The organism is Shewanella canadensis, from assembly GCF_003966225.1.
Classification (GTDB): domain Bacteria; phylum Pseudomonadota; class Gammaproteobacteria; order Enterobacterales; family Shewanellaceae; genus Shewanella; species Shewanella canadensis.
In genome coordinates, this window is sequence record NZ_RXNU01000008.1 from 49,598 (window position 1) to 63,063 (window position 13,466).

Below are 13,466 nucleotides of genomic sequence, written 5' to 3' on the forward strand. Positions count from 1 at the left end.
AGTTATAGATAACTGGTAAGGTTTTCTATCTAAGTACCTATTAATAAAAAGATATTTATTATGACAAAATCCAATCGTCTAAACATAAATCTGGCAAGCCATAGCGAAAAAGGTTTAAAGGAGATTAATGAAGATGCGGTTGGATTTTTTGCTCCGGTTGAGGATAGATTATTAGAGGGTAAAGGGATCATTCTTGCTGTCGCCGATGGTGTAAGCAGCGCCGAAGCGGGTAAAGATGCGAGTGAAACTGCGGTAAAACGCTTCATCGACGACTACTACCCTACCCCGGATACCTGGTCAGTAAAACATTCCGGACAAAAACTACTCTCAAGCATCAACATTACCCTCTTTAAACGTAGCCATGAGTTTGCCAGTGAAGAGAAAGGTTATCTGACAACCTTCACAGGCTTGGTCATTAAGTCACGTACTTGCCACCTTTTCCATGTGGGTGACAGTAGAGCCTATCTCTACCGAAATAATGAACTAAAACAACTGACAAGAGACCATGTTGCAAGCATTGCGACAGGACGCAGCTTTTTAGCTCGTGCGGTAGGCATGGACAACTGCCTACAGATAGATTACAGCACCGTGGATCTGGAGGATAACGATCTGTTGCTTGCGACCTCAGATGGGATCCATGACTTTGTCGATTCGGACAAACTTATCGAAATCCTCTCGTTAAAAATGTCTGAGCAGGAAAAAATCGATCTGTTAGCCAAAACCGCATTCGATAATGGCAGCGATGATAATATCAGCGGGGTTATTGCTCAGGTAAATCAGCTTCCAAACGAAAGTCTCAACGATTACAACTCAAAGTTATTACGGTTACCGTTTCCACCGCCACTGGATCCTGGTGTGAAACTCGATGGCTATAAGGTCATCAAGGAGTTGTTCGCCAGTAGCCGCAGTCAGCTCTATCTGGTCGAAGACACAGACACAGGCTTTCAAATGGTGATGAAAACACCGTCTATCACCTTCCAAGAGGACACCGGCTATATCGATCGATTTATACAGGAGGAGTGGATTGGCAAACGGATAAGCAGTGAATACGTCGTCAGGATAATCGAGCAGGAAAGGCCGAGAACCTGCTTATATTATCTGATGGAGTATGTACACGGTGTATCGATGGATAAGTGGATGAAACAAAACCACTTTCCTAAACCTAAGTTGGCAATATCAATTATCGAGAAAATTGCTAAGGGGTTAGCCGAGTTCCATAAGATGGAAACCATCCATCAAGACTTAAAACCGGCCAATATTTTGATTGATAAAGATAACAATATAAAAATTGTCGACTTTGGTTCGGTCTTTGTCGCAGGCCTTGCGGAGGTTTTCATTCCATTGGAGCACGAAGGTGCACTGGGAACCGCAACTTACTCAGACCCTAAATACCTGCTTGGTAAAAATACCGGGATCCAAGGTGATCTTTACGCTCTGGCCACCATCAGTTATGAGCTATTTTGTGGCAAACTCCCCTATGGTGAAAAAATTGAGGAATGCCAAACTGCTTTTGAATACGACAGGCTTCGCTACATACCCGCCAATGAAGTCAATCCCGTTATCCCTATGTGGTTCGACAGAACACTTCAGCGGGGCGTCGCATTCGATTTAGAGGAACGTTATGAAAACATAGATGAATTTTTAACCGACTTAAGGCATCCAAATCCCATCTACCTGCGTGATGATCCCAAGGTGACAAAGAATAAGAGTCAGGTGTTATTTTGGCAATTATTATCAGGTTTCTGGATCCTCATGTTGATATTGGTCATCGCTATGTTTAAACAAGGCTGATGACGTTACACTGCTGAATTTATGGTATCATTTGTCCAACTTTAATGAGCTTGCATTTATATTTTTTCGATATAAACCTAAGCTCTTAAGTTAAGTGACAGTGGCATTGAATATTCAGCTAACATAATAATTAAAAGAATGATTTTCTATTTAGAACTTTTATTCTAATAAATAGAAATATTATCATTTCCCTAAATCACCTGAGCACAAAATTTAGTTTAAAGTGAGAATTACATGATAAAAATGTTCAAAGAACTTCTCCAAATGACCAATGAACAATCGGCCCCCCAACGTCTGATGTTCCTTTTTGCCGATGCTGAGTCAACCAATCCTAAAAAGAGCAAAAAACACCAACGTGGAACCATCTCCCCGGTGATGTGCGTAGACAAATTGCCTTCTGAGCTCACCACCTTTGATGCATTAGTCAAAGAGGCCGACTCGATTGCAAAACAATGGAATTTTGTCTTCATTGCCAGCCTGAGTGGTGAGAATGGAGTGGCACCTACTACCGATGAAGCTGAGCCATTTTTAAATAAGATGGCCAACGATATAGAGACCGGCAACGGCATCGGCCGTTACGTCATCTTTGACCGTGAAGAGAACCCAATTGAGCTGGAAGCGAACGGCTAATTGAGCATTGCGTTATAATGTGGCTGGTCAGCCGATGATACCTGATAACATTCACTCTGTGATGATAGGTATTCGGTGCCAGCCTTTTGCTTTTGAGAAAATGCATTAACACAATCGAATGAATATAAGAGTGAATATCCATCTTTGAAGCCTAACACTACCCAAGCGATGCAAATCCTCATAGAGCAGATCAAAGCAGCCCTGCCCTTCGAAGTGCCTGAACACGAGATCTGTGCAGGTGTCTGCGTCGGCTGCCCCAAAAAGTTGATGGAATACATCAGCTCAGAGGTTGAATACTGGGAATGCAAACTGGAAAGTGATGAGAAACCCAGTTTACTGGACCTCTCAGATCTGGCCAGAATTGGCTCAAAGGTACACCGTTCCATGGTAAAAAATAAACTTATAGATTAGTTACGGCATAAACGGCTCGCCATCCTCACTATATTGTTAACAGGGTTGATTCACTCATCAATACTGCACTTCCCCCGGCACGAATAGTCAGATCCTGAGTTTCCTGTTATCCATCTCTACATGCAACAGATTTCTGCGCCGCTCATTAGCCCCACACTGCACAGCAAACGTATGTGCCCCCTCCAGCAAAACGGTACCCATTGAAGATGAGTTTTTATCAAGTAAGTCGATCGTCTGTTCCGCTCACATTTATGTTTAACATTTATGGTGTTATGCTTATGTTAAATACTCAATGGGTAAACGCCTATGCCGATGAGAAAGATGTCCAATCAAGAAGTCTTCGCCTCAATAGTCGGTGCATTCTTCGCGACATTATGCGCCTCTTTTTTCAGTAACAGCATTCTCGAGGCCGATAATATGCCAATGGTATTAGCGTCGACCGGAGCCTCGGCCATGCTAATTTTTGGGATCCCACATAGTCCGGTATCTCAGCCCTGGCCGCTGGTCGGCGGACACCTTATCTCGGCTCTTATCGGCATTTCTGCCTATTATCTGATCCCAAGCCCGGTATTAGCTTCATCGGTCGCCATCGGTGTCGCCATGTTAGCTATGCACTATACAGGCTCCATGCACCCTCCCGGCGGCGCAACGGCCGTCACGGCGGTTATTGGTGGCAGCACAGTACATGAGCTTGGCTACTACTTTGTCATCGTACCGGTATTTTTTAACTCGATAATATTGCTTTCGATAGCGATGGCCATCGGCACTTTCAGAGAAACAAACCCCTTCGTTGTAAACGGCTCAAACAGTGAGAGCTGGCTGAAGCAGTCGATGAGCAATGAAGTGAAGTGAAGTGAAGTCGTCGAATAAAAGCAATAGATTTGATTCTGTATTTCAGATCCAGAGCATTAAAAAAGCGGCATCACTGCCGCTTTTTCAAAACATTACTACCCTGTATTACAGAGTTTAAGAAAAGAGGTATTTGCGATTAAACGTGAACATTCTCATCAGCAAACATCACTTTGACACCTGAAATGTCAGCCTTTTCGACTAAGTTATGAATATAGGCTTGAATCGCAAGATGAGAGGATCTGTGGATCAAGTAGCCGCGAACCTTGTCATAAACCATAGAATACTCGAGTGGCTTCCCCTCAATTTTTCTCGCGATATTCACGACATGAAGACCATAGCGAGATTCGAGTGGTTTAGAAGCCAATCCTTCGGGTAACAGCATCAGCTGTCGTTCAAACTCAGGAACCGTTTGCCCGTTACTGATCTGCCCCAACGACCCTCCGGTTTCCTTTGAGGGACAAGCCGAGTGGTGTTTAGCCAGGTCAGCAAAGAGAGAGGGATCGTCTTGAAGTCGGCTGATGATATCATTAGCATCTGTTTTAGCGTCATCTCTGCCTTCGATGTCATCTTTTGCGGCGGCGAGCAGTATATGGTCGACCTCCATCAGCGGCATAGTGGTGAACTTTGCACGATTATTATCAAAATAACGCTGACAATCGTCCTCTTTAGGATCGTCATAAATAACCTGAGTCTCTAACAGAGACTGAACCCCTTTCTCCTCATTATCACCGGACACATCCAGACCAAGTTTTTCAGCCTGCTCAACCAGTAATTGCCTGATAACCAATGTCTGTCCGGCTTGTTGTACAACAACATCAAAATTCTTGTGCGCGTGATACTGTAGCTCATTAGCAAGTGCAGTCTCTTCAATAGTCACACCATTTACACAGATAACTGGCAATGCTTCTTTAGATGGGGTCGTTGGGGTACTTGTGCCACATGAACTCATAATTACTACTCTTTTAATTATTAGTCATAGACCCAAAGGTTAACTTTATGGACTCTATGACTGGATTCAGTAAAGGTTTACACCTAATTTAATTTTGACAGAGATACAATTTTAATAGTTAAAATAATTCAGCCGTTAAGCCGTCATCAATAAATTTATTCAAGCATTCATCTAAACACCTATCTAAACATTGAATGCGCAATACAACTATCCATTTCAGTTATTAACTAACGGTTGAAATCAAGCTCCTTAATCTCAATCGTTAGTTAATACGCTAATTAAAACCTAATGAAAGCGGACAGACAACTCTGTCCGCTTATTTAACTCAAGCTATCAAGGTTAACGTTGACGCACGATTTGATAGTTTCTCGCAAGATACTTCACCGGAACACTGATAACATGAACCAAGCGGGTAAATGGGAATATCATAATCAAGGTTAAACCAACCAGGATATGTAACTTGTAGATGATGTTTACAGATTCAATCGCCGCAGCCGCTTGTGCACCTTGAAGTGTCGCAATGCTTTGCGTCCAGGTACCCAAGAGCACCATCACAGAGCCGTCTAAGTGACCCATAGAAACAACGACAGTTAACAAGCCCAGAGAGACCTGAACCAGCAACATATACAGCACAACCATATCTGATCGTCTGGTGTTAGCCTTAACCCGGGCATTGTTTAAACGACGTTTAATCAACATCACCAAACCGACCAGACAGACAACTCCGAAGAAGCCACCACTCACCATCGCCAGCAACTGCTTGTTAGGGCTGGAGATAAAGTGATGATAGATAGATTCGGGTGTTAGCAAACCAACAAAGTGTCCAGCGAGAATGAAAATGACACCTATGTGGAACAGGTTACTCGCTAACCAAAAGCCTTTCTGTTCCATTAACTGGCTCGAATCGGCTTTCCAGCTATATGGCTCACGATCATAGCGAATCCAACATCCGACGAAGAACACGGTTATCGCAATAAAGGGATAAATCCCGAATAGTAAAAAATTTAAATTTGACATAGTTTTCTCCTTACAATCCCGCCACTTCTGCAGCATCTGCATCGTGCCACTTGATTGGAACTTGATGAACGGTGTTTGGATCTAGTGACTTCTGTGAGCTCTGCATACCAGCACTCGGACACTGTCCACCCGCGGGGTCATCAAAACGGATCTCTTTATCTTCCCACTCTTTATCTATGGCTTCGACGGTATCATCGCGCTCTTCCTTGCTGACAGCTTCAGCAATTTCAGCGCGATCAACCTCGACACCAGAGACTTCGATCAGTGAATCTAAGAGCACGTTGTAATAGCATTTACGATCGATCAATCGCTCAGATAACATAGTTAAGATATGACTGATATCTCCCAACCATTCTTGAATAAACTCAGGTGATTGCTCACTTAAAAACTCAAGATAGAGTGGAATGTAATCCGGCAATTGTGATGAATCGACTTCAAAACCATTGGATTTATAGACATTCATCAAGTCAACCATCGCCTGACCACGATCACGTGACTCACCGTGAACGTGTTCAAACAACAGCAGGGAAAGCGCACGACCACGGTCGAACAACAGGTCATAGCTCTCCTGAGCGTCATATAAATCCCTTGCCGTAAGTTGGCGGATAAAATCCACCAACTCGGCACGGTTTTGAGGGCTGAGTTCATCCGATTGATTCACAACGTCAACTATCTCGTCTGCCGCACTAAAAAGCTCGGCGGTTGGATAATCTAATAAACGTGAAACGACTTTGAGGATAAGCACAGTTTAATCTCCTACTTGTACGGTTTTAATCACATTACGACGAGAAATTTTCTTTCCGCCAAACATGTTTACACCGTTCTGGCCATCGCTGCAGCCATTACCAAATGTGAAGCCACAACCGCTCTTCTCACCATAAGCCTCGGGGACGTTCATCTCACGATGTCCGCTTGGAATAACGTAACGGTCTTCGTAGTTAGCGATTGCAAGGTAACGATACATCTCATCGGCTTGCTTCTTAGTCAGACCTGCTTGCTGCAGAACCTCTAAGTCTTCAACACCTTCGACGTTCTCGGCGCGTTTGTAAGCACGCATAGCCAGTAGACGTTCAAGAGCGCGGATCACCGGCTCTTCATCCCCTGCAGTTAGCAGATTAGCCAGATACTTAACCGGAATACGCAGTGAGCGAACATCAGGTATCACACCCGCTTTACCTAAGGTGCCGCCTTCTACCGCACTCTGAATTGGACTCAAGGCCGGGATATACCAAACCATCGGCAAGGTACGATACTCAGGGTGAAGTGGTAGCGCCAGCTTCCAATCCATCGCCATCTTATACACCGGCGACTTCTGGGCAGACTCGATAACTGAATCGGCGATGCCATCTTTACGTGCCTGAGCGATAACAGCTGGGTCCGATGGGTCCAGGAACACTTCAAGCTGCTTCTCGTACAAGTCCGTTTCGTTGGCCGTTGAAGCCACCTCTTTGATCTTGTCTGCATCATAAAGAAGCACACCAAGGTAACGAATACGACCCACACAGGTTTCAGAACAGACCGTTGGCTGGCCCGCTTCGATACGTGGGTAACAGAAGATACACTTCTCTGACTTACCCGATTTCCAGTTATAGTAGATCTTCTTGTATGGGCATCCAGAGATACACATTCTCCAACCACGACACTTCTCTTGGTCAATAAGAACGATACCGTCTTCTTCACGCTTATAGATAGCGCCTGAAGGACAAGAAGCCACACAAGCAGGGTTCAAACAGTGCTCACAAAGACGTGGCAAATACATCATGAATGTATTTTCAAACTCGCCATACATCTCTTTTTGCATGTTATCGAAGTTTTTATCTTTGCTACGTTTTGCGAACTCAGTACCTAAGATCTCTTCCCAGTTTGGACCCCATTCAATCTTCTCCATTCGCTTACCGGAGATGACCGAGCGTGGACGTGCTGTCGGCTGATGCTCGACAATAGGTGCCGTATGAAGATGCTGATAATCGAAATCGAACGGCTCGTAGTAGTCGTCAATTTCAGGCATATCCGGATTAGCAAAAATACTCGCTAATACCCGGTACTTACCGCCGATACGAGGCTGAATATCACCGTTAGATTTTCTCTCCCAGCCGCCATTCCATTTATCCTGGTTTTCCCACTCTTTGGGATAACCTATGCCGGGCTTAGTTTCAACGTTGTTGAACCAGGCGTACTCGACGCCTTCACGAGACGTCCATACATTTTTACATGTAATTGAACACGTATGGCACCCGATACACTTATCGAGGTTCAGCACCATACCGATTTGAGAACGTATTTTCATGGTCAGATCCTCTTATGCTTCATCAGGGTTGGTAGGTAACGGACGCGGCAGATCATCGGTATTTGAACCTTCTAACCAATCGACGTTATCCATCTTTCTTACCACAACAAATTCGTCACGGTTACAACCCACCGTGCCGTAGTAGTTGAAGCCCCAAGATTGCTGTGCATAGCCGCCAATCATATGAGTTGGCTTCATCACGATACGCGTCACCGAGTTATGGTGACCACCACGGGTCCCCGTCATCTCACTGCCTGGAACGTTAATGATTCGCTCTTGAGCGTGATACATCATCACCATGCCCTGATTGACTCGCTGTGAAACCACGGCGCGACAGGCGATGGCACCATTGGCATTGAATACTTCAATCCAATCGTTATCTTCGATACCTGCATCTTTGGCATCTATCTCACTCATCCAGATAATCGGACCACCACGTGAAAGGGTCAGCATCAAGAGGTTATCTGAGTAAGTACTGTGAATACCCCACTTCTGATGTGGCGTGATCCAGTTCAGTACCACCTCTTTATTGCCGTTCGACTTAGTGCCCTTCACCATATCGATAGTCTTGGTATTGATAGGTGGACGGTAAGAGACAAACTGCTCACCGAAGGCCTGCATCCACTTATGATCTTGATAGAACTGTTGACGACCCGTGATGGTTCTCCATGGGATCTGCTCATGAACGTTGGTATAACCCGCCGTATAGCTCACATGCTCATCTTCCAGACCCGACCAGGTTGGCGAAGAGATAATCTTACGTGGCTGTGCCTGTACATCACGGAAACGGATCTTCTCCTCCTGCTTAGGCTTAGCCAGATGAGTATGGTCGATTCCGGTAAACTCGCTCAATGCTTCCCAAGCTTTAACCGCTACCGCACCGTTGGTCTCAGGCGCCAGCGTTAAGATGACTTCGGCAGCATCGATAGCAGATTCGATGATTGGACGACCTTCACTTATCCCTTCATCGGTATTGCGATGGTTAAGATCGCCAAGCAGTAAAATCTCATCATCGGTATTCCAGTTAATACCCTTACCGCCGTTACCTAGCTTGTCTAAAGCCGGGCCAAAAGAGGTGAACTTCTTATAGGTATTTGGATAGTCGCGTTCAACCACAACCATATTTGGTGCGGTCAGACCCGGTATAAGGTCACACTCGCCCTTCTTCCAATCTTTAACATCGAATGGTTGAGCAAGCTCACCGGGAGTATCATGGAGCATAGGCACAGTGACAAAGTCAGTCTCTTCACCTAAGTGACCCACACACACCTCAGAGAAGGCTTTAGCGATCCCTTTATAGATCTCGAAGTCTGATTTCGCTTCCCATGCAGGGTCCACAGCCGTCGATAACGGGTGGATGAATGGGTGCATATCTGATGTGTTCAAATCATCTTTTTCATACCAACATGCGGTCGGTAAGATAATGTCTGAGAACATACAGGTGGATGACATACGGAAATCCAGAGTAGTCACAAGATCGAGTTTGCCGGTAGCGCCCTCATCGACCCACTCAACCTCTTCAGGCTTGAATCCACCTCGCTTACCCAGATCGTCATTCATCACGCCGTTCTTAGCGCCAAGCAGGTACTTGAGCATATACTCATGACCCTTGCCCGATGAACCCAGAAGGTTAGAACGCCAGATAAACATGTTGCGTGGGAAGTTCTCAGGTGAATCCGGAGCTTCACAGGCAAATTTCAAGTCGCCGGATTTAAGCTGCTTAACGGCAAACTCTTTTGGCTCCATGCCCGCTTCTTTAGCTTGTTTAGCCAGACGCAGTGGGTTCATATTCAGCTGTGGTGCCGATGGCAACCAGCCCATACGCTCCGCTTTGATGTTGTAATCAAGCATATGCTCAGAGAACTCAGACTTATCAGCCAATGGTGACAAGACTTCATGAATACTCACTTTCTCATGACGCCACTGCGAAGAGTGGTTGTAGAAGAAAGAGGTACCGTTCATCTGGCGTGGAGGACGAGACCAATCCAAACCAAATGCTAATGGCTGCCAACCTGTCTGAGGACGCAGCTTTTCCTGACCCACATAGTGGGACCAACCACCACCCGACTGACCCACACAACCACACATCATTACCATGTTGATTAGGCCACGATAGTTCATGTCCATGTGGTACCAGTGGTTCATTGCAGCGCCAACGATAATCATGGCCTTACCGTGTGTCTTGTTTGCAGTATCTGCAAACTCACGTGCAACCTTGATCACCTTGTCACGAGAAACCCCAGTGATCTTCTCCTGCCACGCAGGTGTACCCGGAATATCTTGATCGTAGCTGGTAGCAACGCCGCCACCACCTAAACCACGGTCAAGACCATAGTTCGCCATCATCAAGTCATATACGGTCGCGACAATAAGCTCTTCGCCATTGGCCGCGATGACTTTTCTGCTCGGTACGTTTCTGACCTGAATATCATCATGCTCACAAGAGACCCAATGCTTGTTGGTGTCATCTGCCGCAAAATGGGGGAATGCAACCGCAGAAACATCGCCGCCAATTAATGACAGCTGCAGCTTAGTTTCATTGCCGTCTTTACCTTCACGCTCTTCGATGTTCCACTTGCCCTTCTCACCCCAGCGATAACCGATAGAGCCGGTTGGAGAGACAAATTCATTGGAATTTTCATCGATACCGATCGTCTTCCATTCAGGGTTATTTCCCTGACCCAAATTATCGGCCAGATCTGATGCACGCAGGAAGCGGGTCGATTTAAGCGACTCATCATCATGCTTGTCCAGCACGACTAACATAGGGAAGTCGGTGTATTGACGAACGTAATTAGTGAAATACTCACTCGGGTTATCGAGGTGGAACTCTCTTAAGATAACGTGACCGAATGCCATGCCCAAAGCCGCATCTGAGCCCTGTTTAGGGTTGAGCCACTCATCGGTCAGTTTCGAAACTTCGGCATAATCCGGTGTAATTGAAACCGTTTTGGCGCCCTTATAACGAACCTCGGTAAAGAAGTGCGCATCGGGAGTACGAGTCTGAGGTACGTTTGAGCCCCAGGCAATAATGTAGTTAGAATTATACCAATCGGCAGATTCAGGAACGTCGGTTTGCTCACCCCAAGTCATTGGAGATGAAGGCGGCAGATCACAGTACCAGTCGTAGAAACTCAGACAAACACCACCGATAAGAGACAGGTAACGAGCACCGGCCGCATAAGAAACCATCGACATAGCCGGGATCGGCGAGAAACCTATGACACGATCCGGTCCATAGGTTTTGGTGGTATAGACGTTGGCCGCCGCAATAATTTCGTTGACTTCATCCCAGCTTGAACGAACGAAGCCACCTAAGCCACGCTTAGATTTATAGGAATCCGACTTGGCCTTATCTTCAACGATTGAGCCCCAGGCATCGACAGGGTTTTGTGTCGCACGGGCCTGACGCCACAACTTAAGCAGTGGCTTACGTACTTTTGGATACTTAAGACGGTTGGCACTATAGAGGTACCAAGAATAACTTGCGCCACGAGGACAACCGCGAGGCTCGTGGTTTGGCAGGTCCGGACGAGTTCGTGGGTAGTCAGTTTGCTGAGTTTCCCAGGTTACTAAGCCATTTTTTACATAGATTTTCCAAGAACAGGAACCGGTACAGTTTACACCGTGGGTAGAGCGAACGATTTTATCGTGCTGCCAGCGTTGGCGATAACTGTTTTCCCATTCACGACTTTCATTGGTGGTATCACCATGGCCATCGCTAAACTCGCCCGTTTTCTTTTTTAAGAACTGTAAGCGATCAAGAAAATTACTCATCTTATTACTCCATTGACCTATGACTGACGGCGACTTAGTTTCAGATATAAAACTAAACGTCAGTCACCAATTTTTATTATTTATAGATGCACATAACTAAGAGAGTCGTTCCAAGCTGACTCTCTTAACATAACAATCTTATAATTAAGGGTTATGATGCTCAGCACCTGGACGTAGGTAGAACCACCAGTTGATGACGATACAAACCGCATAAAACACCGCGAAACCATAGAGTGCATTTTCAGGTGTAGTCAGTTTTATCTGCTCACCGAGTACCTTAGGAATAATGAATGCACCGTAGGCTGCAACGGCTGATGTCCAACCCAATACCGGACCCGCCTGCTCTTTATCAAATACCATAGAGATGGTACGGAACGTCGAACCATTACCAATACCGGTAGCGGCGAACAAGATAAGGAACAGCACTAAGAAAGGTACGAAGAACTCTTGTGGTGTTTGCGATGCATAGGCAGCTTGCATAAAGTAAGCAACCCCCAAGGCACTGGCGACCATCACAACGGCACAGATCTGTGTCACCTTAGCGCCACCTATCTTGTCTGCAATCCAACCACCGACAGGACGAATTAACGCGCCGATGAAAGGCCCCATCCAGGCGTACATCAGTGCACTAGGGCCGTCGGGGTTAGCGATATCATGATTCATGACACCGTCGACCAACACATGCTGGTAACCGAATATGACTTTAATGGAGAGACCAAAACCTGCAGCAAAACCGATGAATGAGCCAAAGGTCATGGTGTAGATGATACTCATCACCCAAGTGTGTTTGTTATTAAAAATCTTATACTGACGAGATAGGTTACCCTTGATTTGACCCGGGATAAGCTTAAGCAGGAACACGGTCAGTGCGATAACGATAGGAAGTACGATCCACTTACTGATCCCGAAACCTGAACCACCCACTTTTTCTGGAAGCATCAACCACAGACCGAAGATTGAAGTCAAAAATCCAATGGCAAGCATGCCAGAGATAATACCAAAAGACCCTGCAGGGCTTGGTAGTTCTGGCGTAACATGAGAGGCCTTAATGTTATTCATTCCCATCCAGCCAACTACCGCTAACGGAATTAAGAAGAGTAACCAGATGTAACCCGCGTTATGGATCCAGGCGTCACTACCCGCAGGAATTTTACCAATCAAGGTACCCGAAGTATTAACCAGCTCCATCGGCTCACCGCCGAAGATACCGAAAGTCATAAATAACGGCACTAAGATCTGCATGGTCGTCACACCAAAGTTACCCAGACCCGCGTTAAGACCTAAGGCTAAACCTTGCTGCTTCTTAGGGAAGAAGAAACTAATATTTGACATCGATGAGGCGAAGTTACCGCCACCAAAACCAGAAAGCAGTGCCAGCACCTGGAATACCCAAAGCGGCGTATTCTTATCTTGCAGTGCGATACCCGCTCCGATTGCCGGAATCATCAACAATGCCGTAGTAAAGACGATGGTATTTCGCCCACCACATAGACGGATAAAGAAGCTACTGGGGATACGTAATGTCGCCCCGGTTAAGCCCGCAACCGCCATCAATGTGAATAGCTCAGACTTTGCAAATGGAAAGCCCAGGTTCAACATTTGGATGGTGATGATGCCCCAGTACAACCATACTGCGAAACCACATAACAAACTTGGGATAGAGATCCAAAGGTTGCGGTTGGCAACTTTCTTCCCTTCACTGTCCCAAAACTTGGGATCTTCTACGTCCCATTTTTTGATATCAGACATTAC

Annotated in this window: 10 protein-coding genes; 4 read left to right on the plus strand and 6 right to left on the minus strand. The window is 45.8% G+C overall.

Annotated elements, in window-relative coordinates:
- The first annotated feature begins 60 nt into the window (after positions 1–60).
- From EKG38_RS15480 to EKG38_RS15495, 4 genes are all read left to right on the plus strand, one after another.
- Positions 61–1,791, plus strand: coding sequence for a bifunctional protein-serine/threonine kinase/phosphatase (locus EKG38_RS15480; protein WP_126521137.1), 1,731 nt, complete (start codon positions 61–63; stop codon positions 1,789–1,791).
- Between the two features lie 264 nt (positions 1,792–2,055).
- Positions 2,056–2,421 carry a ribonucleotide reductase subunit alpha gene (locus EKG38_RS15485; protein ID WP_246033182.1) on the plus strand — a complete coding sequence of 122 codons (366 nt, stop codon included), beginning with the start codon at positions 2,056–2,058 and terminating at the stop codon, positions 2,419–2,421.
- Positions 2,422–2,565: 144 nt separating this feature from the next.
- Entirely contained in the window at positions 2,566–2,832 is a 267-nt protein-coding gene (locus tag EKG38_RS15490; protein ID WP_126521139.1) for a hypothetical protein, read from the plus strand.
- A gap of 321 nt (positions 2,833–3,153) precedes the next feature.
- Positions 3,154–3,684: an HPP family protein gene (locus EKG38_RS15495; RefSeq protein WP_246033183.1), complete on the plus strand. Its 531-nt coding sequence runs from the start codon at positions 3,154–3,156 to the stop codon at positions 3,682–3,684.
- Between the two features lie 136 nt (positions 3,685–3,820).
- On the opposite strand, the gene EKG38_RS15500 is transcribed toward EKG38_RS15495, so the two are convergent.
- The 6 genes from EKG38_RS15500 to EKG38_RS15525 form a co-directional block, all read right to left on the minus strand.
- Positions 3,821–4,633, minus strand: a complete 813-nt coding sequence (locus EKG38_RS15500; protein WP_126521141.1) for a peptidylprolyl isomerase — start codon at positions 4,631–4,633, stop codon at positions 3,821–3,823.
- Positions 4,634–4,972: 339 nt separating this feature from the next.
- Positions 4,973–5,650: a respiratory nitrate reductase subunit gamma gene (narI, locus tag EKG38_RS15505; protein ID WP_126521142.1), complete on the minus strand. Its 678-nt coding sequence runs from the start codon at positions 5,648–5,650 to the stop codon at positions 4,973–4,975.
- 10 nt (positions 5,651–5,660) lie between these two features.
- Entirely contained in the window at positions 5,661–6,395 is a 735-nt protein-coding gene (narJ, locus tag EKG38_RS15510; RefSeq protein ID WP_126521143.1) for a nitrate reductase molybdenum cofactor assembly chaperone, read from the minus strand.
- A 3-nt stretch (positions 6,396–6,398) separates the two neighbouring features.
- Positions 6,399–7,937, minus strand: a complete 1,539-nt coding sequence (gene narH, locus EKG38_RS15515; protein WP_126521144.1) for a nitrate reductase subunit beta — start codon at positions 7,935–7,937, stop codon at positions 6,399–6,401.
- A gap of 12 nt (positions 7,938–7,949) precedes the next feature.
- Positions 7,950–11,714: a nitrate reductase subunit alpha gene (locus tag EKG38_RS15520; RefSeq protein ID WP_126521145.1), complete on the minus strand. Its 3,765-nt coding sequence runs from the start codon at positions 11,712–11,714 to the stop codon at positions 7,950–7,952.
- Between the two features lie 144 nt (positions 11,715–11,858).
- Complete coding sequence (locus EKG38_RS15525) at positions 11,859–13,463, minus strand: MFS transporter (protein WP_126521146.1); 1,605 nt, start codon at positions 13,461–13,463, stop codon at positions 11,859–11,861.
- Positions 13,464–13,466 lie beyond the last annotated feature (3 nt).

What these genes read in the sequence shown, in the direction of transcription:
- EKG38_RS15500 (WP_126521141.1), bottom strand. Translation starts at nt 4,633, where the DNA reads ATGAGTTCATGTGGCACAAGTACCCCAACGACCCCATCTAAAGAAGCA.
- EKG38_RS15520 (WP_126521145.1), bottom strand. Translation starts at nt 11,714, where the DNA reads ATGAGTAATTTTCTTGATCGCTTACAGTTCTTAAAAAAGAAAACGGGC.
- EKG38_RS15525 (WP_126521146.1), bottom strand. Translation starts at nt 13,463, where the DNA reads ATGTCTGATATCAAAAAATGGGACGTAGAAGATCCCAAGTTTTGGGAC.
- narH (WP_126521144.1), bottom strand. Translation starts at nt 7,937, where the DNA reads ATGAAAATACGTTCTCAAATCGGTATGGTGCTGAACCTCGATAAGTGT.
- EKG38_RS15485 (WP_246033182.1), top strand. Translation starts at nt 2,056, where the DNA reads ATGACCAATGAACAATCGGCCCCCCAACGTCTGATGTTCCTTTTTGCC.
- EKG38_RS15480 (WP_126521137.1), top strand. Translation starts at nt 61, where the DNA reads ATGACAAAATCCAATCGTCTAAACATAAATCTGGCAAGCCATAGCGAA.
- narI (WP_126521142.1), bottom strand. Translation starts at nt 5,650, where the DNA reads ATGTCAAATTTAAATTTTTTACTATTCGGGATTTATCCCTTTATTGCG.
- EKG38_RS15495 (WP_246033183.1), top strand. Translation starts at nt 3,154, where the DNA reads ATGTCCAATCAAGAAGTCTTCGCCTCAATAGTCGGTGCATTCTTCGCG.